At 70.2% G+C, this 24,240-nt stretch carries 19 protein-coding genes and 1 tRNA gene; 14 read left to right on the top strand and 6 right to left on the bottom strand.

From position 1 onward, the window contains the following. The first annotated feature begins 131 nt into the window (after positions 1-131). Together ABD143_RS32340 and katG are read left to right on the top strand one after the other, a co-directional pair. The gene (locus ABD143_RS32340) at positions 132-563 is read left to right on the top strand and encodes a Fur family transcriptional regulator (RefSeq protein WP_343985523.1); all 432 of its coding nucleotides are present in this window, start codon (positions 132-134) and stop codon (positions 561-563) included. Between the two features lie 30 nt (positions 564-593). Next, the gene (gene katG, locus ABD143_RS32335) at positions 594-2,828 is read left to right on the top strand and encodes a catalase/peroxidase HPI (protein WP_343985521.1); all 2,235 of its coding nucleotides are present in this window, start codon (positions 594-596) and stop codon (positions 2,826-2,828) included. 179 nt (positions 2,829-3,007) lie between these two features. Here katG and ABD143_RS32330 read toward each other — a convergent pair whose 3' ends face one another. Beyond that, the gene (locus ABD143_RS32330) at positions 3,008-3,418 is read right to left on the bottom strand and encodes a nuclear transport factor 2 family protein (RefSeq protein ID WP_343985519.1); all 411 of its coding nucleotides are present in this window, start codon (positions 3,416-3,418) and stop codon (positions 3,008-3,010) included. A gap of 132 nt (positions 3,419-3,550) precedes the next feature. Here ABD143_RS32330 and ABD143_RS32325 point away from each other — a divergent pair, with 132 nt between their 5' ends. The 3 genes from ABD143_RS32325 (at position 3,551) to ABD143_RS32315 (ending at position 7,802) form a co-directional block, all read left to right on the top strand. Then, complete coding sequence (locus ABD143_RS32325; protein ID WP_343985517.1) at positions 3,551-4,351, top strand: helix-turn-helix domain-containing protein; 801 nt, start codon at positions 3,551-3,553, stop codon at positions 4,349-4,351. A 298-nt stretch (positions 4,352-4,649) separates the two neighbouring features. Next, positions 4,650-6,908, top strand: coding sequence for a helicase (locus ABD143_RS32320; protein ID WP_343985516.1), 2,259 nt, complete (start codon positions 4,650-4,652; stop codon positions 6,906-6,908). A gap of 321 nt (positions 6,909-7,229) precedes the next feature. Beyond that, positions 7,230-7,802 carry a DinB family protein gene (locus tag ABD143_RS32315; RefSeq protein ID WP_343985514.1) on the top strand — a complete coding sequence of 191 codons (573 nt, stop codon included), beginning with the start codon at positions 7,230-7,232 and terminating at the stop codon, positions 7,800-7,802. Positions 7,803-7,965: 163 nt separating this feature from the next. Here ABD143_RS32315 and ABD143_RS32310 read toward each other — a convergent pair whose 3' ends face one another. Continuing rightward, positions 7,966-8,124, bottom strand: coding sequence for a hypothetical protein (locus tag ABD143_RS32310; protein ID WP_343985512.1), 159 nt, complete (start codon positions 8,122-8,124; stop codon positions 7,966-7,968). Between the two features lie 222 nt (positions 8,125-8,346). Here ABD143_RS32310 and ABD143_RS32305 point away from each other — a divergent pair, with 222 nt between their 5' ends. From ABD143_RS32305 to ABD143_RS32275, 7 genes are all read left to right on the top strand, one after another. Continuing rightward, on the top strand, positions 8,347-11,178 hold the full coding sequence (locus tag ABD143_RS32305) for a LuxR C-terminal-related transcriptional regulator (protein ID WP_343985510.1): 2,832 nt from the start codon (positions 8,347-8,349) through the stop codon (positions 11,176-11,178). A 270-nt stretch (positions 11,179-11,448) separates the two neighbouring features. Further along, positions 11,449-12,066, top strand: a complete 618-nt coding sequence (locus tag ABD143_RS32300) for a hypothetical protein (protein WP_343985508.1) — start codon at positions 11,449-11,451, stop codon at positions 12,064-12,066. A 222-nt stretch (positions 12,067-12,288) separates the two neighbouring features. Continuing rightward, positions 12,289-12,825, top strand: coding sequence for a hypothetical protein (locus ABD143_RS32295; RefSeq protein ID WP_343985506.1), 537 nt, complete (start codon positions 12,289-12,291; stop codon positions 12,823-12,825). Between the two features lie 80 nt (positions 12,826-12,905). Continuing rightward, positions 12,906-14,234, top strand: a complete 1,329-nt coding sequence (locus tag ABD143_RS32290; RefSeq protein ID WP_343985504.1) for a Dyp-type peroxidase — start codon at positions 12,906-12,908, stop codon at positions 14,232-14,234. A 17-nt stretch (positions 14,235-14,251) separates the two neighbouring features. Continuing rightward, entirely contained in the window at positions 14,252-15,709 is a 1,458-nt protein-coding gene (locus ABD143_RS32285; RefSeq protein ID WP_343985502.1) for an FAD-dependent oxidoreductase, read from the top strand. A gap of 13 nt (positions 15,710-15,722) precedes the next feature. Then, positions 15,723-16,913, top strand: a complete 1,191-nt coding sequence (locus tag ABD143_RS32280) for a DUF4331 family protein (protein ID WP_343985500.1) — start codon at positions 15,723-15,725, stop codon at positions 16,911-16,913. Positions 16,914-17,032: 119 nt separating this feature from the next. Continuing rightward, the gene (locus ABD143_RS32275; protein ID WP_343985498.1) at positions 17,033-17,938 is read left to right on the top strand and encodes a tetratricopeptide repeat protein; all 906 of its coding nucleotides are present in this window, start codon (positions 17,033-17,035) and stop codon (positions 17,936-17,938) included. 77 nt (positions 17,939-18,015) lie between these two features. Here ABD143_RS32275 and ABD143_RS32270 read toward each other — a convergent pair whose 3' ends face one another. Together ABD143_RS32270 and ABD143_RS32265 are read right to left on the bottom strand one after the other, a co-directional pair. Next, complete coding sequence (locus ABD143_RS32270; RefSeq protein WP_343985496.1) at positions 18,016-18,153, bottom strand: hypothetical protein; 138 nt, start codon at positions 18,151-18,153, stop codon at positions 18,016-18,018. A gap of 80 nt (positions 18,154-18,233) precedes the next feature. Beyond that, positions 18,234-19,133, bottom strand: a complete 900-nt coding sequence (locus tag ABD143_RS32265) for an aldo/keto reductase family oxidoreductase (RefSeq protein ID WP_343985494.1) — start codon at positions 19,131-19,133, stop codon at positions 18,234-18,236. A 130-nt stretch (positions 19,134-19,263) separates the two neighbouring features. On the opposite strand from ABD143_RS32265, the gene ABD143_RS32260 reads away from it, so the two are divergent. After that, positions 19,264-19,701 carry a winged helix-turn-helix transcriptional regulator gene (locus ABD143_RS32260; protein WP_343985492.1) on the top strand — a complete coding sequence of 146 codons (438 nt, stop codon included), beginning with the start codon at positions 19,264-19,266 and terminating at the stop codon, positions 19,699-19,701. A gap of 270 nt (positions 19,702-19,971) precedes the next feature. Continuing rightward, positions 19,972-20,958 carry a tyrosine-type recombinase/integrase gene (locus ABD143_RS32255; RefSeq protein ID WP_343985490.1) on the top strand — a complete coding sequence of 329 codons (987 nt, stop codon included), beginning with the start codon at positions 19,972-19,974 and terminating at the stop codon, positions 20,956-20,958. Between the two features lie 71 nt (positions 20,959-21,029). Here ABD143_RS32255 and ABD143_RS32250 read toward each other — a convergent pair. Beyond that, positions 21,030-21,106, bottom strand: a tRNA-Met gene (locus ABD143_RS32250). Between the two features lie 127 nt (positions 21,107-21,233). Then, positions 21,234-24,233, bottom strand: coding sequence for a UPF0182 family protein (locus ABD143_RS32245; protein WP_343985488.1), 3,000 nt, complete (start codon positions 24,231-24,233; stop codon positions 21,234-21,236). Between the last annotated feature and the right edge of the window lie 7 nt (positions 24,234-24,240).

Genomic DNA, 24,240 nt, shown 5'->3' with positions numbered 1-24,240 from the left:
GCGCCGGGCTGGGCGCGGGAGTGGGGTTGACGGCGGCCGTCCTGGTACCGGTGCTCCTGCGCGGACGCACGTGCCGTCGAAGGCCGCGCCGAATCTTGATTGATTCCAGAAACTGGGCCACACTCCGGGACGTGCCCACGACTTCGGACATCGAGCGCATGTTGCGCGAGGCCGCGCTACGCGTGACGCGTCCTCGGGTGGCTGTGCTGTCCGCGGTGTTCGACCACCCGCACGCCGACACCGATTCGATCATAGGTGTCGTGCGCGAGGGTCTCGGTGAGGTGTCCCACCAGGCCGTTTACGACGTGCTGAGAGCGCTGACCACCGCGGGTCTGGTGCGGCGCATCCAGCCGCCGGGCTCCGTGGCCCGCTACGAGTCGCGGGTCGGCGACAACCATCACCACGTCGTGTGCCGGTCGTGCGGTGCCATCGCCGACGTCGACTGCGCCGTCGGTACCGCTCCCTGCTTGACCGCGTCCCACGACCACGGCTTCGCGATCGACGAGGCCGAGGTCGTCTATTGGGGCCTGTGCCCCGAATGCACCACCACACCCAGTTCCTGAGCACATGCTCAGATCCCCGGAAGGATTCGCGTGTCTGACAGTCCTGACGCCGTTGTCGGCGAGATGAACGAGGAGAGCGCCGGTAGATGTCCAGTCTCGGCCGGGCGCCGCAATCACCCGACCGAGGGAGCGGGGAACCGCGACTGGTGGCCGAACCAGCTCAACCTGAAGATCCTTCGGAAGCACCCAGCCGTGGCCAACCCCATGGGCGAGGACTTCGACTACGCCGCGGAGTTCAACACGGTCGACCTCGACGCCCTGGCCAAGGACGTTGACGAGGTCATGACGTCGTCGCAGGAGTGGTGGCCGGCGGACTTCGGCCACTACGGGCCGTTCATGATTCGCATGGCGTGGCACAGCGCCGGCACGTACCGCATCGAGGACGGCCGCGGCGGCGCAGGCGCCGGCATGCAGCGCTTCGCGCCGCTGAACAGCTGGCCGGACAACGGCAACCTCGACAAGGCCCGCCGGCTGCTGTGGCCGGTGAAGAAGAAGTACGGCCGCAAGATCTCGTGGGCCGATCTGATGATCTTCGCGGGCAACCGCGCGCTGGAGACGATGGGCTTCACGACCTTCGGCTTCGCAGGCGGGCGCGCGGACGTCTGGGAGCCCGACGAGGACGTCTACTGGGGCCCCGAGCGCACCTGGCTCGGCGACGAGCGCTACACCGGTGACCGGGAGCTCGAGAACCCCCTGGCCGCCGTCCAGATGGGCCTCATCTACGTCAACCCGGAAGGCCCGAACGGCGTCCCCGACCCGCTCGCCGCGGCCCGGGACATCCGCGAGACGTTCCGGCGCATGGCGATGAACGACGAGGAGACCGTCGCGCTGATCGCGGGCGGCCACACGTTCGGCAAAACCCACGGTGCGGCCGACCCGGACAAGTACGTCGGTCCCGAGCCCGAGGGCGCCGCGCTCGAGGAGCAGGGCCTGGGCTGGAAGAACACCTTCGGCAGCGGCAAGGGCCGGGACGCGATCACCAGCGGCATCGAGGTCACCTGGACGACCACGCCGACGCGGTGGAGCAACGGCTTCTTCGACAACCTGTTCGGCTACGAGTGGGAGCTGACCAAGAGCCCCGCCGGGGCCAACCAGTGGCAGCCGAAGGACGGCGCCGGGACCGGGACCGTGCCGGACCCGGAGGACGGCTCACTGAAGCGCACCCCCACGATGCTGACGACGGACCTGGCGCTGCGGTTCGACCCGGTCTACGAGCCGATCTCGCGGCGCTTCCATGAGAACCCGGACCAGTTCGCGGACGCGTTCGCCCGGGCCTGGTTCAAGCTGACGCACCGCGACATGGGGCCGATCCAGCGCTACCTCGGACCGCTGGTCCCCCAGGAGACGCTGCTCTGGCAGGACCCGATCCCCGCCGTCGACCACGAGCTCGTCGGGGCGGCGGACATCGCCGCCCTCAAGAGCCAGATCCTCGCCTCGGGACTGACGGTCTCCCAGCTCGTCTCCACCGCGTGGGCGTCGGCCTCGACGTTCCGCATCAGCGACAAGCGCGGCGGGGCGAACGGGGCGCGCATCCGCCTCGAGCCCCAGCGGGACTGGGAGGTCAACGACCCCGACACCCTGGCGCAGGTGCTGCGCACCCTGGAAGGCATCCAGCAGTCCTGGGGCAGCTCCCAGAACGGGGGCAAGAAGGTCTCGCTGGCCGACCTCATCGTGCTCGGCGGGGTCGCCGCCGTCGAGCAGGCGGCCAAGAACGCGGGCCACGACGTCCAGGTCCCGTTCACCCCGGGACGCACGGACGCCTCGCAGGAGCAGACCGACGCGGAGGCCTTCGCCGCGCTCGAGCCGACCGCGGACGGGTTCCGCAACTACCGCGGCAAGGGCAACCGGCTGCCGTCGGAGTACCTGCTGGTCGACCGCGCGAACCTGCTGAACCTGAGCGCGCCCGAGATGACCGTCCTCGTGGGTGGCCTGCGTGTCCTGGGTGCGAACTCCGGGCAGTCCCCGCTGGGCGTCCTCACCTCGGCGCCCGGGTCGCTGACCAACGACTTCTTCGTGAACCTGCTCGACATGGGCACGGAGTGGACGGCGACCTCCGAGGAAACGGAGACCTTCGAGGGCCGCGACCGCGCCACGGGTGCGGTCAAGTGGACCGGCAGCCGCGTCGACCTTGTTTTCGGCTCGAACTCTGAGCTGCGGGCCGTCGCGGAGGTCTACGCGAGCGACGATGCGCAGGAGAAGTTCGTGCGCGACTTCGTGGCCGCGTGGACCAAGGTCATGGACCTCGACCGGTACGACGTGGCCTGATCCCGACGTCCGGGCCGGCCGCTCGTCGGCCGGCCCGGGCAGGTCGGCCGGGTACATCCGATTCGCCGATCGCATGAGAACGGCCCCCAGGCGATCAGCTTGGGGGCCGTTCTCGCTGGTAGCGACCTTCCCCAGCACGTGGTCGCGTCGCCTGAATCGGATCCTCTAGGACCCTCCTACTAGTGATGGGCGTGTGGGTCGAAACCCTCGGGCGCGCGGTCGAGGAACGACGTGACGGAACTGATCAGGCCGTCAGCATCAATCACCATCACATCGGTTCCGGTGGCGAACGACTCTCCCTTGCCTGTGACGATCTCCCACTTCAGTCGGGCACGATCGTTGTGGGTCTCCGGGCTCTCCCTGGCCTGGAACGTCGCGGAGCCCACGTGGTCGACGAACTCGGTACGGAAGCCCATCAGAGCCGCCGGCCCTCTGAGAACGCCGATCAGCGCGGTGTACTCGACGTCATCGATGAAGGTCACCGACGCGAGCCGTCGTTGGTCCTCCGCCGTATCCGCATTCCAGAACGCGACGTAGCGCTCGACGGCTCCCTCGTTGCGAGTGCTGGATACCACGGTCGTGTCGGTCATGTGCTGTCTCCTGTGTCCGAAGATGCTCCTGCGCGGTCGCAACCGCACCATCGAGCGTGGAGCCACGATCGACGCCTGTCGATGACCTCCGAGATCATTGCCTCGCGTCGCCCTGCGCGGCAGCCTGACAGCATGACCGCCACCACCGAACCGGTCGGGACGTTGGTTCGCCGCTGGCGGGAACGTCGCCGTCGTTCGCAGCTGGACCTGTCGCTCGCGGCGAGCGTGTCGGCGAGGCATCTGAGCTGCATCGAGACCGGACGCGCGAACCCGAGCCGCGAGATGATCGAGCGACTCTGCGAAGAGCTCGACGTTCCGCTCCGCGAACGCAATGCGTTCTACCTGGCCGCCGGCTTCGCTCCGATGCACGCCGAACGCGCATTCGGCGACCTCGGCGAAGCACGTGCCGCGGTCGAGTATGTGCTCACCGGCCATGAACCCAACCCCGCACTCGCGGTGAACGTGCGCTGGGAGCTACTGGCCGCCAACCGCGCCATGTCCGCATTCCTCGGCACCGTGGCGCCGGAGCTCGCCACGCCGCCGGTCAACGTACTGAGGGCCACGTTGCACCCTGGCGGGCTCTCCACGCGGATCCGCAACCTCGCACCGTGGCGGGCGCACGTGCTGCGCCGAGTCCGCCGGCAACTGGAGCGGACAGCGGCGCCTGGCCTCGCTGAGCTGTTGGCCGAGCTGGAGAGTTACCCGGTGCCGAACGGTGTGACGGCCGCGGACGCACGTCGGGGTCCAGCCGGCGACCTCGTCATGCCGATGCAGATCTCGTCCGAATTCGGCGACCTCGCGCTGCTGTACACGATGACGGTGTTCGGCTCGCCCCGGGACGTGACCCTCGACGAAATTGCGATCGAGACCTTCTTCCCGGCGGACGCCAGTACCGCGGCCGCACTCCGGGCAATGGCCACGAGTGGCGGATGACACCCGGGAGTGACTGAGAACGACGGTGCAGCCCCAGGAGGCCAGATCACGTGCCGCCGCGACGCCGGCAGGGGCACATTCAGTAACGAAGCACTGCAAGCCCCTCGGCGTGGGACCGGACGCACGGCGCCGGTAGGTCTAGTCAGGCTCGGGGCGCGCCAGCCGTCCCACGGTGCGCACTCGGCGATTCACCCGATGCGACTTTGCGCAGCGAAATGCGGAAGAGCTATTCTGATGGGTGCGATCAGAGAATGAATTCGTATCTCCGCAACTTGAGAATAGCATGGGCGGGGAGAGCGTGGACAGACCCCCCTTCGAGCAGGAGTTGGAGGCGGAGACCAGACGGATCCGCCGGCTGCATGCGCTGCTCGCCACCGAGTTCGCGGCCGCCACGGCCCAGGCGCGGGGCAAGCTGGCCGCGCCGACGGGCGGAGAGCTCAGCGCGCGCTGGGAGCGCGACGTCTCCGTGCACCGCTGGTCGGAGCGGGTGGGCGCGCTGACCGCCGCCCGCTCGGGGTTGTGCTTCGGCCGCCTCGACCACACCGACGGGTCGACGAGCTACATCGGCCGCATCGGGCTCACCGATCCCGCGGACGGGGAAAGCGCCCTCATCGACTGGCGGGCGCCCGCCGCCCAGCCGTTCTACTGCGCAACTTTGGCCACTCCGCTCGGCGTGACCCGGCGACGGCATTTCCAGCTCGCCGGAACGGCGCCCAACGAGCGGGTCGCCACTTTCCACGACGATGTGCTGGACCGGGCGGCCCTCGCGCACGCCGATTCCGAATCCGCTTCCGATCCGGCGCTGCTCGCCGCGCTGAAGGCGCCGCGCGGGTCAACGATGCGCGACATCGTGACGACGATCCAGGCCGAGCAGGACGCGATCATCCGGCTGCCGCTCTCCGGCGTCGTCGTGATCGAGGGCGGCCCGGGGACCGGGAAGACCGCGGTCGCGCTGCACCGCGTCGGCTACCTGCTCTACACGCATCGCGAGCGGCTGGCCCGCAGCGGCGTGCTGGTCGTCGGCCCCAGCGCCGGGTTCATCCGGTACGTCGGGGGCGTGCTCCCCGCGCTGGGCGAGTCGGCGGTGGTGTTCACCACCCCCGGCCGGCTGGCGCACGGCGTCGTCGCGACCGCTGTCGATCAGGACGAGGTGGCCCGTACGAAGGGCGGGCTGGCGATGCTGGACGTACTGCGCCGCGCCGTCGCCGACCGGCAGGAGCTGCCCGGGTCGCCGATCGCGATCGAGCTCGACGACGTCACCGTCGAGATCGACCGTGCGACGGCGGCAGAAGCCAGGAGGCGCGCCCGGGCCACCGGCCTGCCCCACAACGCTGCACGGAGGACGTTCCGCGACACGCTCGGCAGCCTGCTCGTCCAGCAGGGCGCCGAGCGGCTCGACCAGGACCTGGAGGACCCGCCCGAGCTCGCCGACATCCTCCGCGAGCTCGGCGACCTCCCGGAGATCGCGTCGGCGGGCGCGGCGCAGGTGTCGGCAGAGCTGCGCCACGAGCTGCGCGACGACCTGCGCTCCGACCTCGGCTTCCACGCGGCGGTCGAGCGGCTCTGGCCGGTGCTGACCCCGGAGCAGCTCCTCAGCGAGCTCTTCGCGTCGCCGGATCGGCTGGCCTCGGCAGGCGGCGAGATCGACCTCTCCGGGCTGTACCGCGCCGAGGGATCCGCGTGGACGGTGGCGGACGCGCCGCTGCTCGACGAGCTGGCCGAGCTGCTCGGTCCCCCGCCCGGCCGGCCGGGTGGGCGTGTCGAGCCGGAGCGCGAGCCCGACAGCGCCTACGCCGCGGAGGTGCTGACCATCATGGAGTCGGCCGACCGCCAGCTCGCCGGGGAGGATCCCGACGAGCTGCGCCCGACCGACTTCGTCACCGCGGACGTGCTCGCTGCCCGGCAGGTGCCCGAGCACCTCATGAGCGTCGCCGAGCGGGCGGCCGCCGACCGGGACTGGCGGTTCGGACATCTCGTCGTCGACGAGGCGCAGGAGCTCTCCGCCATGGACTGGCACGTCCTGCTGCGGCGATGCCCTTCCCATTCGATCACCGCAGTGGGCGACCTCGCGCAGCGCAGCGCCCCCGCGGGAGCGCATGCGTGGGCGGACGTGCTCGCCCCGCACCTCGGTTCCCGGTGGACCTACCGGACGCTCACGGTGAACTACCGGACGCCCGCCGAGATCATGGCGCTGGCCGCTGCCGTACTGGCCGAGTTCGCGCCCGAACGGCAGCCGCCCGAATCGGTGCGGGCGACGGGCGAGGATCCGTGGCAGCGCACCGTGCCCGCGACCGACCTCGCAGCCGAGGTGCGCAAGGCCGTCGAGGCGGAGGTGGCGCAGCTGGGCCGCGGGACCCTGGCGGTGATCGCCGCCGAGGTGGACGGCCTTGCCGGTCTTCCCGCGCAGCTGCACACCCCGGTGTCGGCAAAAGGCCTCGAGTTCGACGCCGTCGTGATCGTCGACCCGGAGCGGATCCGGGCACACAACCCCGCCGACCTCTACGTCTCGATGACCCGCGCCACCCAGCGGCTCGGGCTGCTGCAGGTCGAGCGCTGAGGTGGCACGACCACGCAGAAGTGCGCGAAAGGGGCCGGATACCGCCACGGGAGAACGGTGTCCGGCCCCTTCCGGGCCTGGCCTTCGGCGCCGGACTCGCCCACGACGCCCCGGCCGCCCGACACGCCAACAACACCGCCCTGGTGGCACCACGGGCTCGGGCATGGAGGATGGCCTGCATCGACGCTCCTGATCACGGCATCGACGCGGGCCAGCCGTTGCTCATCGACGTCGATGCCACCCTGGTCACCGCAGCATTCGAATAGGGGCCGCCGCAGCCTGGGTCGATCCGAATGGTGCCGGGTGGCAGGCTCGTTTCCCATGATCGATGATTTCGCGAAACAGTACCTGCACAGTGACCTGCGCGAGGTTCGAGAGACGATGCTCTGGAAGCTGGATGGGCTCGCCGAGTATGACGCTCGCCGCCCGCTGACCTCCACTGGGACCAATCTCCTCGGCCTGATCAAGCACCTGTCGAACACCGAGGCCCGGTACTTCGGCGAGGTGTTCGGGCGCCCGTTCCCTGAACGACTGCCATGGTGGGGCGCCGATAAGTGGGCCACCGAGCACGAGTCGCGCACCGAGATCGTCGACCGCTACAGGCGCGCGTGGGCGCACTCGGACGCGACGATCACCGCCCTCGACATCGACGCGCCCGGCCACGTGCCCTGGTGGCCACGCCCGGACGTGAAGCTGTTCAACGTCATGGTCCACGTGCTCACCGAAACCAACCGGCACGCCGGGCACGCCGACATCCTGCGCGAGCAGTTGGACGGCGTGGTGGGAACGGACGCGGGGAACACGGCCCTGCGGGAGAAAGGCACAGCCTTCTGGGCGAACCACCGCGCGAAGGTCGAGAAGGCAGCCAAGGCAGCTGATCCGGCTCAGGCCTGAACGTGCCCACGCTTCGATCCACCCGGTGGGGGCGAGAACGGGGCGTCCTACGGGGTGACGAGCCAGCATGAACCGTTCGCTCCGGGTTTGCTCCGAGTCGACGCCAGAAGGGTGGTCCCGTTGAGAACTGCAACGGCACTCGGTCGGACGTGGATCGGTCGAGTCAATCCCAGTGGACTGCGGCCGCGGTCTCGGCGATGACTTCGGCGTCGACGAACGGCGTGCGCCCGTCGCCGGTGGGCAGGGCCAGTACCCCGGCGCGGACTCCCGGCAGCCAAAAACTCTCGCTGAAGTTCTGCGAGAACTTCCGCACCCTCGGCATCGGCGTCGCTCTCACCGGCCCGCGGGAGCGAGGCCGCGTCGTGACGACGGAGCCGCGGCCGCGAAGCGGGACCGCGTGAACTTCGCCGGCCACAACCCGCGCTCGATCGCCGAGTCCGATTGCCGCCCTGGTGGCTGACCGGTCAAGCACGACGTCACGCAAGCACAAGCCCGAGGCTCGGCACCCCTTCTCAGCGGGCCGATCGGGACTACCGTCGTCAGCGTGCGGCTCGTCGACCGCCACGCGGAGAAGCTGGCGCTTCAAGCAGTGCTCGACAGCGTGCGTGCGGGTATGAGCGACACGCTGGTCCTCCGGGGTGAGCCCGGAATCGGGAAGACGGCGCTGCTCGACTACGCAGTAGAGTGCGCCGCGGACCTGCAGATCGTCCGGATGGTGGCCGTCGAGTCGGAGAGGGCCCTGGGTTTCGCCGCTGTCCACCAGCTGCTCGTACCCCTGCTGCCCGCCGTGAATCGGCTGCCCGAGCCGCAGGAGCGGGCACTCCGCGTGGCCTTCGGATTGGTGAGCGGCCCCCCGGCCGACCCCTTCCTGGTCGGTCTGGCCGTGCTCACACTGCTCTCAGAGACGGCCAGGACTCGGCCGGTGCTGTGCGTGATCGACGACGCGCAATGGCTGGATGCCGAGTCCGCCGACAGCCTCAGCTTCGTGGCCCGCCGGCTGCTGGCCGATCGGATCGGGATGCTGTTCGCGATCCGGGAGACGGCGGAGCCGGAACCCCGGCTGCAGGGGCTGCCGGATCTCCGGATCGCCGGCCTGCCGGAGCAGGACGCATACGAGCTGCTCGCGATCGCGGTCAACCGCCCGTTCGACGCGGATGTGGGGCAGCGGATCGTCGCCGAGACCGGTGGCAACCCCTTGGCCATCATCGAGGGCGCAGGGGATCTGACCACGGAGCAACTGCGCGGGCAGGCGCCGCTGCCGGAGCCGGTCCCCGTCGGTCACCGGCTCGAGGTCCTGTTCGCGAGGCGTGTGCGGGAACTGCCCGCGGACACGCAGACACTGCTTCTGCTCGCGGCGGCGGACCACCCGGGCCCGGGCGATCGGCTGTGGCGGGCGGCAGCCGCGCTGGGCATCCTGGAGTCCGCCGCGGTGCCCGCGGAGGTCACGGGCATAGTGGTTTTCTGGCCGGAGGTACGGTTCGCCCACCCGCTCGTCCGCTCGGCGGTGTACCACGCCGCGGCCCCCTGCCAGCGGCGGGAGACCCATCGGGCCCTCGCGGCGGCCTGCGATCCGCAGCTCGACGCAGTTTCCCGGGCGTGGCATCTCGCTGCGGCCACTGCGGGGCCTGACGAAGGGGTCGCCGCCCAGCTGGAGGTAGCAGCGGACCAGGCCCGGAGCCGCGGCGGCTACGCCGCCGCGGCCGCGCTCCTGGAACGCACGGCGCTGCTGACCCCCGATGACGAACGGCGCGCCGAGCGCCGACTGTCGGCAGCGCAGGCGCATTTGCTCGCTGGGGCGGTCAACCGGGCCGAGGCCCTGCTGGCCGAGGCCGCCACGGGCCTGCACGATCCGCTGTCGACCGCGCAGGCCACCCTGCTCAAGGGCAGGATCGGGTTCCACTGCGGGCAGGTGGCCGACGCCGCCTCCGCCCTGGTCTGTGCGGCACGGCGATTGCGGCCGCCCGATCCGCGCGCCGCGAGGGACGCGCTGCTCTCCGCGCTGGAGGCCGCGGTGTTCGCCGGGTGGGCGCCCAGCGCCCCCCTCCTGCACGAGATAGCGCGGACGGCGCGGAATCTGCCACCCACGGGTGACCCTCCGGACTCTGCCGCCAATCTGCTGCTCCAGGGCTGCACCGCACGGGTGACCGGCGGCTATGCGGCGGCCGTTCCGGCGTTGCGCCGCACGGTCCAAGCCTTCCTCGCGGACGAGGTGGACCCCGACGTGGCCCTCCAGCGACTGGAACTGGCCGCCGTCTCGGCAGCCGATCTGCTGGATGACGCCTCGGCGGAGCGGCTGACCACGCAGTGGATCGACCGTGCGCGGGAGAGCGGCGCGCTGGCCAGGCTGGCCGGCGCACTCGCATTCCGGAGCGCCTTCGTCGACGGGCCCTGTGGACGGCTGGCCGCGGCACGGACGGCCGAGTCGGAGGCGCACGACCTGGCGAAGGTGACCGGCAACCCCGGCATCGTCCCTCCCACGGGCGCCCACACGCTGCTCACCCTCGTCCTGAGCGGCCGCGAGGCCGAGGCGCGGGCGACCGCGGCGGCGGTCGCACGGGAGGCCCCGGGCCGGGGCGCAGCCGGCGAGATGGCCATGGCTGCTTCCTTCCTCGGCGTGCTGGAGATCAGTCTCGGCAACTACGGCTCCGCCCTGGAGTGCCTGGACCCGGCATACACCGACGACACGCCGCTCGTCGGGACCCAGGCACTGCCCGACCTGGTGGAGGCAGCCGTCCGCGCCGGTCGGCGCGACCTCGCAGAGCGCGCACTGCGACGTCTGGAGGACCGCGCGACCGCGACCGGCACTCCCCTCGCGCTCGGGCTGCTCGCCCGCTCCCGGGCCCTGCTGGCCACCCCCGCCGCGGCCCGGCAGGAGTACGAGGACGCACTCTCCCTGCTCGGCGGGACCCGAGCCGCTCCTCAGCTGGCCCGCGCCCACCTCCTCTACGGTGAGTGGCTGCGCCGCCAGCGCCAGCGGCGGGAGGCACGCGATCAGCTGCGCGCAGCCCTCGACATGTTCGACGGGATGGGTCTGCTCTGCTTCGCCGAGCGGGCGCGCGTGGAGCTGCGGGCCACGGGTGAGCGCGCCCGGAAGCGAGCGGTCGAAACTCCCGAGGAGCTCACCCCTCAGGAGGCGCAGATCGCCGCTCTGGTGAGCCGCGGAGAAGCGAACCGGGCGATCGCCGCCCAGCTGTTCGTCAGCCCGAGCACCGTCGAATACCACCTGCGCAAGGTGTTCCGAAAGCTCGGGGTGACCTCCCGCACCCAGCTCGCCCACCGCGTCATCCACGAGCGCTTCGGCGCCCCTCAATCCGATCCCCGCCTCCGAGCGTCCACTGGTCGACGGACGCCGATGACCGGCATCGAGACCCGCTAAGGATTTCGGGGATTCGACGTCGTCTGCCGCGCACTAGCGTCGTCGGCGCCCGGCCGTGCCGAGCGGGTGCCGAAGCGCAGCCGATGACGTGGCCCAGACGGGGGCGACCTGCGGCGAGGCCGGCCAGCACGGTCCGGGCTGACCGGGGCCTTCGCCGCGAGGCGACCGGCGGTTCACGGGGCGGTCGACATCCAGACCAGACGGCCATCGACGGCACGACCTCCCTCGCGATCAACGCGAAGGGTCAGACGGCTCGCACAGGAGGAAGCCATGACAACCACGATCAGCAAGAAGTCGGGGAAGGGCCTCAGCGACGGGGTGGTCTCCGAGCTGGCCACCTACTGGAGCGTCCTGCCCGGGCACGAGGACGAGCTGCGCGCGGCGACGCAGCGGTTCGCCGACACGCTGCGCGGCATCGACCGTGACACGAACATCCACACCGGCCTGCGGGACCAGCGCCACGTGATCTTCGACAACGGGCAGCGGCTGATGTGGGCCACGACCTTCGAGAACGAGTGGGACCCCTACTTCGACGATTTCGTCCAGATCGGCCTCGAGCACTTCCTGGACTGGATGCAGCACACCGATGAGTACACGCACGTCGCGGCGTGGCTCGAGAAGTCCGGCGGCGCGGAGGAGTTCCGCCTGGACAACCCCGACCTCGAGGCGCAGATGAAGCGCAGCGTCAGCGGGCTCAAGGCGATCGTCCAGTCGGTGCAGAGCCCGGCGTGCGGCTACTTCAACACCCTGGGCGTCTGGACGATGCCGGAGATCGATAAGGCCATGCGTGTGCAGGAGGCGTTCCAGCGGGTGCTGGACACCCCCGGCGCCGAGGAGGCGCTCCAGCACCCGGCGCTGAAGCCGCTACTCGACCAGGCCGCCGACTGAGCCAGCCGGCGGACTAAGGATTTCCGGGATTCCACGCCGTCCACCGCCCCCTAGCGTCGTCGGCGCCAGGCCGTGCCGAGTGGCCGAGGTCGAAGCCGATCAAGTCGTGGGCTGGGGCGGAGACGGCCTGTGGCGAGGCTGCCGGCGGGGTCCGGGGTGACCGGCGCAACGTCCCTCTCGCGATCAACGCGAGGGGTCACACGGCGGATACGGAGAGGAAGCATGACAACCACGATCAACGAGTACCGGGCGGGACTGAAAGTCGGAGAGAGGTCGGAGTTCCTCGTCATCGGGGACGTCATCCCGGGACACGAAGAGGAGCTGCGCCAGACCCTGAAGAGGCACATGGCCGACCCGCGTACTCAGCAGGCCGTCAACCAGATCGGCACGTTGCACGAAGCGCGGTTCGTGCTCTTGGACGGTGGCACGAGGCTCATGTTCGCCAGCAGCTTCGACGGAGCGTGGGATGAGTACATCGACGACTTCGCCACCACGGACATCGGGAAGAACTTCGACGAGACCTGGCAGCACGTCCAGGAGTACCCGGGCGTCAAGTCACCGCACATCAAGGAGTGGTTCAAGGAGCGCACGGTGGTGGCGGGCAACTTCGTCGCCGCCTATCCCGAGCCGACGGTGAAGCAGGTCTTGAAGGCGCTGGCCCTGCAGATGGCGTTCCAGCAGGTGCTGGACACCCCCGGCGCCGCGGAGGCGCTCCAACACCCGGCGCTGAAGCCGCTGCTCGACCAGGCCGCCGACTAAACCGGCCGGCGGGCCACGGGGCGGCGGCGCCGCCGCGGCCTGCGGCACACAGCGCTGCTGAGGACCGCTGAAGGGGCACCATGACCACGCAGATCAACACCTCGTTGGAGCTCGGCGACATTCAGGCCGCCGCCCTGATGCCCCGGCCGAACCCGTACGCGGGCGCGTACGTGGCCGTGCGCATCGACGACCGGCAGGCGGGGCGGGAGCTGCTGCGGCGGCTGATCCCCCTGCTCGAGCCGGTGTCCTCGTTCGACCCCGGCCGGCCGGTCTCGCTCGGGGTGGGGCTCAGCTTCGCCGGGCTCGAGGCACTCAACGTGCCCGCGGAGTCGCTGGCCACCTTCCCACCGGAGTTCCAGCAGGGCATGGCCGCCCGCGCGGACTACATCGGGGACGTCGGGGAGAACGCGCCGGAGAACTGGGAGGCGCCGTTGGGCTCGAAGGACGTGCACCTCGTCGTGGCGGCGCTGGCGCGGGACACCTCCCTGATGGAGACCCTGGTCAGGCTGGCAGAAGAGGCGGTCCGCGACCTGCCCGGCATCTCGCCCATCTGGCAACTGGACGTGCACGTGCCCCCGGACGGCCGGGAGCAGTTCGGCTTCAAGGACAGCATCAGCGAGCCGGCCGTCGAGGGCACCGGCATCCTCGGCAGCAACCCGCACGAGGCGCCGCTGAAGGCCGGCGAGTTCGTTCTCGGGTACGAGGACGAGAACGGCGACCTGCCCCCGATCCCGCAGCCGGAAGTGCTGGGCCGCAACGGCACGTACGTGGCCTTCCGCAAGCTGCACCAGCGGGTGGCGGCCTTCCGCACCTACCTGCGCCAGAACGCCACGGGCGACGCCTCGGAGGAATGGCTCGCGGCCAAGTTCGTCGGGCGCTGGCCCAGCGGCGCGCCGCTGGCCCTGGCCCCGGACAAGGACGACCCCGAACTGGGCGCCGATCCCGAGCGCAACAACGCGTTCATGTACGGCGACGACCCGCGGGGGCTGAAGTGCCCGGTCGGTGCGCACGCCCGGCGGATGAACGCGCGCGACGCGGTCATCACCGGCGAGGTGCGGCTGCACCGGATGATCCGGCGCGGCACCAACTTCGGCCCGTCGCTGCCGCCGGGCGTGCTGGAGGACGACGGCGCCGATCGCGGCCTGCTGTTCGCCTTCGTCGGCGCGCGCCTGGACCGGCAGTTCGAGTTCGTCCAGCGACAGTGGGTCAACGACGGCAAGTTCATCGGTGCGCCCGCCGAGCGGGACCCGCTGATCGGCGTGCAGGACGGCGGTCAGTTCACCGTCCCGAGGCGGCCGATCCGCCGGCGCCTGCAGGGGCTGCCCGATTTCGTGGTCAACCGGGGCGGCGAGTACTGCTTCATGCCCGGGCTTCGGGCGCTGCGCTGGCTCGCCGACCTCGACACCTGAGTCGGGACGGTGCAGCAATGGACGAGAGCTACGACCTGGTGGTGGTCGGTTCCGGCCCGGCCGGGCAGGTCGCGGCCGAGCTCGCGGCGTCCTTCGGGCGCCGGGTGCTGATCGTCGAGCGGGACAGGCCCGGCGGGGTGGTCACGACCACCGGCGGTGCGCCCACGAAAGCCCTGCGCGAAGCCGCGCTGTACCTGACCGGCTACCGACAGGAGGAGGTCTACGGCGTCCGAGCCGCCGCGCCGCTGGAGGCGGTGGTGCCGGCCCTGCGCGCCCGGATCGAGCACGTGCGCGACGTCCTGCAGGACGTCGTCGCCGACCGGCTCGCCGCCCAAGACATCGACTACCTGAAGGGAATTGCCCGACTCGGCACCGACCGCACCGTCCGCGTCACGTCGCCCGACGGCGTGGAGCACCAGGTGGCCGCCGCACGCGCGGTGCTGGTGGCGACCGGGTCACGCCCGACCCATCCCGCGGGCATCCCGTTCGACGATCCCGACGTCTACGACTCCGACCGGATCTACTCGATCCCGACCGCCCCGAAGGACATCGTCATCGTCGGCGGCGGCCCGGTCGGCGTCGAGTTCGCCACGGCGTTCACCGCGCTCGGCATCCCCCCGACGCTCGTCAGCCTGTCCGACCGGCTGCTGCCCACCGTCGACGGCGAACTGGCCGGGCTCATGGCCGACGAGTTCCGGCGCCGCGGAGTCCAGCTGGTCCTCGGCGCCGGCGCGGAAGAGGTGAGACGCATCCAGGACCGGCTGGATGTCACCCTTTCGACCGGGAGTGTCCTGACCGCCGACGCCGTGTTGTTCGCCGCCGGCCGCACGCCCAACACCGAGGGCCTCGGCCTCGAGCGGGCCGGCGTGCGCCTGGATGCCCGCGGGCGGATTGTCGTGGACCGCTACTACCGCACGACCGCACCCGGGATCTACGCGGCGGGTGACGTGGTCACTCCCGGCCTCGCCTCGAACGCGATGCAGCAGGGGCGCGCGGCGGCCGCCCACGCCTGCGGACTGCTGTTCGGCGTGATGGTCGATCAGGCCGCCAGCGTCGCCGTCTACGGACTACCCGAGGTGGCCGGCGTCGGGGCGACCGAGGAACAGGCTCACGCCGCCGGCATCCCCTACGTGGTGGGCCGCTGCGACCTGGCCTCCACCCCACGCGGAGCCATCGCCGGGCACGGCGGCCTGCTGAAGCTGATCTTCCGCGCCGACGACCGCAAGCTGCTCGGCGTGCACTGCTTCGGGGACATCGCCTCCGAAGTGGTCGGCCTGGGCCACGTGGTCCTCCACGTCGGCGGCAGCGTGGAGGTGTTCCTCACCCTGGCGCTCAACACCCCGACCTACACCTACGCCTACCACGACGCGACCGTCGACGGCCTGACGCGGCTGACCGAGCTGATGGGGCTTGCCAACGGCGGGGGCGCCACGCCCACCACGACCGTCGATACCGATCGTGCCCAGACGAACTGAAGGAACCCTTCTCATGGCAGATCACTTCTCCGGCCCGCGGGCCCTCTCCGACCCCGCTGCCGACATCACCGACGTGTATGCCTTTCCCAGCCCGGAGCGGCCCGGTCATCTGGTGCTCGTGATGGACGTGTTTCCCGCCGCGGCACCCACGGCCCTGTTCTCCGACGCGGTCACCTACCGCTTCCGCCTCCGGCCGGTGACGGCCACGACGGCCGGTGGCACACCGGCGTTCTCCGTGGGCGAGGACGAGTACGCCTTCGACGTCACCTTCGACGTTCCGGTCCGGGGTGACGGGGGTGACACCGTGGTACAGCTGGGCACGTGCGCCCCGCCCGGCGGGGCGCAGATCCCGTTCCGGGTCGGCGACGAGCAGCCGACCGTGGCGCCCGGCCTGCGCGTCTTCGCCGGGGCGCGGCTCGACCCGTTCTTCATCGACCTGAAAGCCGTGCTGGCCACCGAGGAGCAGGAGCAGTTGGCATTCCGCGCCCACAGCGTCAACTCACTGGACGGCGCGAACGTGCTCAGCATCGTCGTCGAACTCGACGTCGCCACGGTGCTCGGCCCAGACACCGGCCCGCTGCTGGCCGTCGTCGGCGAGACCGTGACCTCCCGCGGACACCCGGTCCGGCTAGAGCGCATGGGCCGAGCGGAGATCAAGAACGTCATCATGCAGCCGAAGAAGTTCGATCCCGTCAACCGCGACCTCGAGATCCGCGACCTCTACAACGCCGAGGACGCCTTCAACCTGAGCCCGGACTACATCGGGGCCTACCGCGCCCGGCTCAGCGCCAACCTGGCCTTCTTCGACCGGCTGGACGGCAAGACCGACTGGCCACCGGACGAGCAGGACGTCCACCCGCTGACCGAATTGCTGCTGGCCGACTTCCTCGTCGTCGACACCTCGAAACCGTTCTCTAACGGCGCCGACAGCGACCTCGAGATCGAGCGCGCCGTGCTCGCCGGCCGCCCGCACACCACCTGCGGCGGTCGGTCGCTCAACCACGACATCATCGACACGCTCTACACGCTGCTGGTCGGCGGCCTCGATGGAGCGCGGATCAGCGACGGCGTCGACCAGCCGACCCAGCCGACGGCCCGCAGCTTCCCCTACCTGGTTCCCCCCAACCCGAAACCGCCGGACCTGATGGCCATCCTCGCCGCTTCGTCGGCGCCACCGGAGGAGGCCGCATCATCACCGGCCTGACCGAGCCAGACCGCGACCCGCCCACCACCAGCGGCGCCATCGCCCTGGCCAACCTGGAGGCCCAGATCGACGGCCTGGCGGTGTCGGCCCATCGGCGACCAGGACGAGCAGGACACGTCGTGCCACAACAGGTCCTTCTGGCCGACCTGCTCCTCCTGCGCGGGCATGTGCTGGGCTGCGTCGCGGACTACGAACGGGCCGCGGAGCTGGCCGAGCAACTGGTGCGCGATGCGCCGCACGACTGCACCGCCCTGCTGGCCAGGGCCCGGGCCCGGGCCACCTTCCACCGCTTCCCCGAGGCCCTCGCCGACCTCGACGCCGCGGCGCGTAGCGGTGTCGAACGGGACACGCTGGACGCGGAACGCGCGGCGATCTTCCAGGCGGTCGGGTGCCACGCCGACGCTCTCGCGCTTCAACGAAGCGCAGCCGAGCGCCGGCCCGACCTCACGACCTTGGGGGCCCTGGCCGTACTCCAGGCGGAACGCGGGAAGGTCGCGGAGGCGGAGCGCCTGTTCACCGAGGCTAGACGCCGCTACCAGGGTGTCTCCCCGTTCCCCGTCGCCTCGCTCGACTTCCGGCGCGGCCTGATGTGGCTCGCCGAGAACCACCTCCCCACCGCCGGTGCCTGGTTCGACGCCGCCCGGCGCCGAGTGCCGGCCTACGCTCCGGCATCGGGCCACCTCGCCGGGGTCGACGCGGCTTCGGGCGCGCACGAAGCTGCCATCGGCCGTCTACGCCCCCTGGCGGTCTCCAGCGATGACCCCGAGTACGCAGCCACGCTCGCCGGCGTCCTCCGCGACGCCGGCCACCCCCAGGAGGCCCAGCAATGGCGCATCACCGCAGCCGCTCGCTACGACGAGCTGACACGGCGCCACCCGGAGGCCTTCGCCGATCACGCCGCCCATTTCTGGCTCACCGTGGGCGACGATCGGCCGAAGGGCCTCCAGCTCGCCTTGCAGGATCGCGCGAACCGCCGCGCAACCCGCGCACAGGCCCAGCTCAACCGCCCCACCCCGGCCATCTGACTGGACTCGCGGGAGCCCTGCACCGCCATAATGAGCCCGGCACGCCGACGGCCGCCAGATCACTGTCAACGGACTGATCAGGTCGCGGCCCGCTGGGAGAGCCGCACGACTGGCGACGCGGCGACGAGTCGGTCCAGCACAGCTGCGATGTAGATCGTCTTGAGCATCGTCACTAGCAGGCGCACCGTCGACGGCGCGAGCGTCGTCGATGGCACCGACGCCCAGCCCTGTACCTCGGACGGTCGGACCGCGCGCAGTCGGCGCCCACCAAGTGGGCGGCAATGCACGTCAGACGCTAGTTCCCGACGCTCCCGTTGGCTGGTCGGCGGCCGATACTGTCCAGCTCGGCCGCGTTCTCGTCGGAGAGGGAGAGCCCAGCGCCGGCGATGTTCTCGCGCAGGTGCGCCGTCGATGATGTGCCGGGGATGAGCAGGATGTTCGGTGAGCGCTGCAGCAGCCAGGCCAGTGCGACGGACATCGGTGTTGCCCCCAGCCGGTCTGCGACCCCCGAGAGCAGCACGGACTGCAGCGGCGTGAAGCCTCCGAGCGGGAAGAACGGCACGTAGGCGATACCGTCGGCGGCGAGCCGGTCGATGAGGTTGTCGTCGTAGCGGTGGGCGAGGTTGTACATGTTCTGCACGCACACGATCGGGGCGATGCTCTGTGCCTCGGCGACCTGCTCCGCGGTGACGTTGCTGACACCGAGGTGGCGGATCAGACCCTCCTGCTGGAGTTCGACGAGCGTCCCGAACGCCTCGGCGAGCGAGCCGGGCTGGGGACCTTCGGCATCGCCCATGCGCATGTTGACCAGGTCGAGTACCTCGACGCCGAGGGACTGGAGGTTCTCGTGGATCTGCTTGCGCAGGTCTTCGGGTCGCCGGGCTGTGGGCCACCCGCCCTGCGCGTCGCGGTTCGCCCCCACCTTGGTGGCGATGGACAACGACCCGGGATAGGGGTGCAGGGCTTCGCGGATCAGCTCGTTGGTGAGCCGTGGCCCGTAAGCGTCACTGGTGTCGATGTGGGTGATCCCGGCCTCGACTGCCTCGCGCAGCACGGCGAGAGCGCCGTCGTGGTCTGCGGGCGGCCCCATGACCCACGGGCCCGCGAGCTGCATCGCGCCGTAGCCGAATCGCGTGACGGTCGAGTCGCCCAGAGCCCAGGCGCCGCCGGGAAGTGAAGTGGAGGATGCGTTCATCGTGCTCGTTCTGCTCCTTGATCAGGGTGGCGCGCTTCGCCTCCCGGCACCATCATTGGGAGGACACTTCCCTTGCGGAAGTAGGCACCCCAAGGTGCGTAACTCTCTCTCGAGAACAGGTGTGATCAGGTTGGGGACGACGAACGCCGCTCACAAGCGAGCGCAGGCCAAACTGGAGTACAACGCGTTCTTGGCGGCATGCCCCAGTCGCCAGCTGCTTGACCGGATCTCAGACAAGTGGGTTGTGCTGGTCCTGTGCGCGCTCGGGGGCGACGTCTCCGACCAGCCTGGTGCGGCGGGTGTTGCGAGGGCGATGCGTTACTCCGAGATCTCGCGCCTGCTGGCGGGGGTCAGCCAAAAGATGTTGACCCAGACATTGCGGTCGCTGGAACGTGATGGCGTGCTCACCCGCACCGTGACGCCGACCGTCCCCGTGACCGCCTCGTACGAGCTGACCGACCTCGGCCACTCTCTCCACGACATGACACGCGGCCTCAGATCCTGGGCACAGAGCCACATGGACGAGGTCCTCACGCACCGCGCGACTTACGACGCTCGTGTGTCGTGATCAACACGTCCAACCGTCAGATACCGCAACACCCTCGATTGTGATGAGCCCGTTTTGACTGTCATTGCTGGTCTCGATCACTTATGGACACGAAGGACATCATCGTCGAACTCGCGGTTCACGAGAAGCCCCGGGAACACCTCCCCGATCCCTAGATCGCAGAGCGGCTATGCGGGCTGCTGCAGGTTGCGGAGCTGTTCGAGGTATGCCTCAGCCTCGGGTTCACCCCGGTACCGGTCGGCCAAAACGTATCCAAGGTCGCGAGACACCATGGCCAGGGACGGGATCGACTGCGACCGCAACGCCGCCATGTACACCTACTGGGCCGAGCACCAGCACGAGCGCGAAGGGCTAGGCCCCTCCCCCGCCAAGCTCGTCGCCAAGTGCGGGGTGACGATCCCACGCCGCGCGGGCGGCGGTGCTGCGCTTCCGGCGGGGACGTCTACCCGTCGCCGCGGGAGCCGGGCTCGCACCCAAGACGTCAAGAACGTGCACCGGATGCTGCACCGGGCGCTCACCGACGCGGTGGCATGGGACTACCTGGTGTCCAACCCTGCCGAGCACGCGAGCCTGCCCCGGGAGCAGCGCGGGAACGCGCGCAACCGGCCGAAGCCCTGGACAGTCGACGAGCTGACGGCGTGGCTGCGGCTCGCGCTGTCCGACCGGTTCGCCGCGATGTGGCTCCTCGCCGTGACGACCGGAATGCGCCGCTCAGAACTGGCCGGGGTCGATCGCGAGCTGCTCGACCTCGACGCCGCGACGCTCTCCATCGCGGACACCCGGGTCGTGGTCGCGGGGCAGACGATCGACTCGGACGGCAAGTCGAACGCCGGTGTCCGCGAGATCTCCCTCGACGCCTACACGGTCGAGCTCCTCCGCGCCTACCTCGCCGTGCTCGACGTCGAGCGGGAGGCGTTCGGCACGGACTACGACACCAGCCACGGCAAGCTCATGCGGTACGAGGACGGCCGGCGCCTGCACGCCGACACGGTCACCCGGCGCTTCAATCGACTGGTGGACCTGGCCGGGGTGCGCCGCATCCGCCTGCACGACGTCCGGCACACCTACGCCACGCTCTCGCTGAACAGCGGGGTGCACGCCAAGATCGTGAGCGACCGGATCGGCCACGCGCACGAGGGAATCACAGTCCAGATCTACGGGCACCGCTCGACTGGGCACGATCGCGACGCCGCGGAGCTGGTCGCCGGCATCATCCGGCGGAGGCTGGACAACGGTCCGGCGGCCGGTGCCGGGTAGCCCTGGTCACAGATCTGGTCACAACCGCATGAGAACGGCCCCCGGACTGATCGTCCGGGGGCCGTTCTTCCTGGTAGCGGGGGTAGGATTCGAACCTACGACCTCTGGGTTATGAGCCCAGCGAGCTACCGAGCTGCTCCACCCCGCGTTGCTGTTGTGTCTACGACAGTACACCTCCCCGTCGGGCGCCCGTGCAGGGGGGGTCTCCCTGGAGAGCTGCCGCAGAGGGCAACGCAGTCGGGCCCGAACCGAAGTCCGGGCCCGACTCGCGAGCGTCAGCCTCCCGGCGTTCCGGGTGGCGCAGGCGGGGGTGGTGCGCCGGTCGCCGGCGCCTGCCCGTTGGCCTGCTGGAACTGCTGCACGGCCTGGTCCAGCGCCTGCAGCGCCTGCCCCTGAGCAGTGAAGTTGCCCTGCTGCTGCGCGGCACGGAGGTTGTTGATCGCCGACTGGATCGCCGCCGCAGCGGCGGCGGCCTGTGGATTGGCTGCCCCCGGCGACGCTGCCCCCGGCGACGCTGCCGTCGGTGGACTCACGCCGGCCTGGCTCGGAGCCGGAGTCCTCCCGCCCGGGACCTGGGTGGCTCCAGCCCCGGCACCTGGCCCGAAGACCTGGTCGAGAGCCGCCGACAGATTTGCGTTGTAACCGACGCGCCCGTTGTAGAACACCAGCACCCGCGCCAGCTGTGGGTAGCTCGACTGCTGGTTGGCACGTTCGATGTAGACCGGTTCGACGTATAGCAGCCCACCGGCCACAGGTAGCGTCAGCAGGTTGCCGTAGTCGATCGTGCTCTGTCCGCCCCGCGACAGCAGGCCTAGGTTCGCACTCACGTCTGGCGATCCGACGAACTGCGTCTGCACCTGCTGCGGACCCAACGTCTGCGTGTCCGGGGGTAGCTGCAGCACGGTTATCTGGCCGTAGGTCTGCGGATCCGAACTCGCCGACATGTACGCCGACAGGATGTCGCGGTTGCGGAACACCAACGCGCTGGTGAGCTGGAAGTTCGGTGTCGCCGTCGTCCCCCCGTTGGGCGCTGGTTGCCCGGCCAGCACGTAGTACGGGGGCTGCGGTGCTCCCCCGGAGCTACTCGCGCCCTGGACCGTCGGGTCGGACGGCACGTCCCAGAACGACACGTTGCCGTAGAACTCGATCGGGTTGTCCACGTGGTAGCGCGTGAGCAGCTCACGCTGCACCTTGAACAGGTCCTCCGGGTACCGGAAGTGCGCGCGCAGCTGGTCGCTGATCGCCGACGCCGGCTGCACGGTGCCCGGGAACGTCTTCATCCACGTCTGCAGCACGGGGTCGGACTCGTCGAAGGCGTACAGCGTGACGGTGCCGTCGTAGGCGTCGACGGTGGCCTTCACCGAGTTGCGCAGGTAGCTGACCTCTTGGTCCCGCTGCTGCTGGCGCTGCAGCGGCTGCAGGGCGTCGGCCGTGGCCTGCCCGAGCGCCATCCGCTCGGCGTACGGGTAGTTCTGGAGCGTGGTGTACCCGTCGACGATCCACTGGATCCGGCCGTTGACGACCGCCGGGTAGGGGTCGGTGTCGGTGGTCAGCCACGGCGCCACGGCCTGCACGCGGTCGCGCGGGTCGCGGACGTACATGATCTTCGAGTTGTCGTTGATCGAGTTGTTGAAGAGGATGTTGCGCTCGCCGTAGAACAGCGAGAACACCAGCCGGTTGACGACGTTGCCGAGCGACACCCCGCCACGGCCGGTGTAGGTGTAGCTCGCGGTGTCGGAGTCGTACTCGCGCGCCTGGCCACCTGGGTCCGCGCCGACGATCGAGTAGCCGTCGATCAGCTCGCCGTAGTAGATCCGCGGCTCCGTGACCCGGAGGCTGTCCGGGATGCTGGGCGAGTTGCTGTTGCTGATGTCGATGCTGGTGAAGTCCGGGAGACCGCCCTGGCCGCCCTCGTCGTCCAGCACCGCGTTCACCCGGTTCGCCGGCGCCACCACCATGCCGTTGCCGTGGGTGTAGACGAGCCGCCGGTTGATCCAGTCGGTCTGGTTGCCGGTGAGGCCTGCGCTGTTGAGCTCGCGCAGCGCGACGATGTAGTCCTGCTCCGAGCCGCTGACTGTGTAGCGGTCGATGTCGAGTCGCTGCGGGAAGCCGTAGAACGTGCGGCGCTGCTGCAGCTGCGTGAACGTGGCGGAGAGCTTCGCCGGGTCGAGCAGCCGGATGTTCGGCACGGTGGCGGTGTCGGCGCGCACCTCGGCAGGCGACACCTCGGACGTGCCGGTGAACGGCACCTCCGTGACCTTGTCCTGGCCGATTCCGAACGCCTGCCGGGTGGCGGCGATGTTGCGCTCGATCGGCACGGCCTCGCGCTCGTTGGCGTTGGGCGCCACGACGAACTGCTGCAGCACCTGCGGCCACGCGGCGCCGATCAGGACGCTGGACAGCACCAGCAGCACCGTGGCGATGGCGGGCAGCTGCAGGTTGCGCCGGAACACCGCTGCGAAGAAGGCGGCGGCGCAGATCAGCGAGATGAACAGCAGGATCAGCTTGGCCGGCATCACCGCGTTGAGGTCGGTGTACGTGGCGCCGGTGAAGATGTTGCTGCGGTTGCTGTAGAGCAGCTCGTAACGGTCGAGGTAGTACGCCACCGCCTTCAGCAGCACGAACACGCCGGCGAGGATGGCGAGCTGGGCGCGCGCGGCCGCGGAGACCTGGCCGGCGCGGCCGGTGAGCCGGATGCCGCCAAAGATGTAGTGCGTGATCAGGGAGACGACGAAGCTGATCGCCACGGCAACGAACAGCCAGTCGAGCACGTACCGGTAGAACGGCAACTGGAACGCGTAGAAGCTGACGTCGATGCCGAACTCGGGGTCGGTGACGCCGAACGGCGTGGAGTTCAGGAACTGCTGGACCGTCTGCCAGTCACCCTGCGCAGCGAGCCCGGCGATGACGCCCACCAACACCGACGGCACGATGGCGAACAGGCGCAGGCGCTGGATGATCAGTGTGCGGTAGCGCGCGATCGGGTCCTCTGGCCCGCTGACGGGCACGAAGACCGGCCGCGACCGGTAGGCGATCCACATGGAGAGCGCGACCAGCCCGCCGACGAGCAGCGCGACGATCAGGAACTGCAGGATCTGTGTGAAGAGGACCGTCGTGAAGACGCCTCGGAACCCGACTTCGCCGAACCAGAGCCAGTCGACGTAGAAGTTGATCAGTCGCGACCCGCCGAGCAGCAGCAGGACCAGTATCCCGGCGACGACGAGCAGGATCCGGGTGCGGCGGGACAACGACGGGGCTCCCACCGGGGGCCGCATGGCCACA

This window comes from Pseudonocardia aurantiaca, from assembly GCF_039526725.1.
GTDB classification, from domain to species: Bacteria; Actinomycetota; Actinomycetes; order Mycobacteriales; family Pseudonocardiaceae; genus Pseudonocardia; species Pseudonocardia aurantiaca.
Note: the sequence above shows the minus strand (reverse complement) of the source record. Positions and strands in the feature narration are given on the sequence as shown.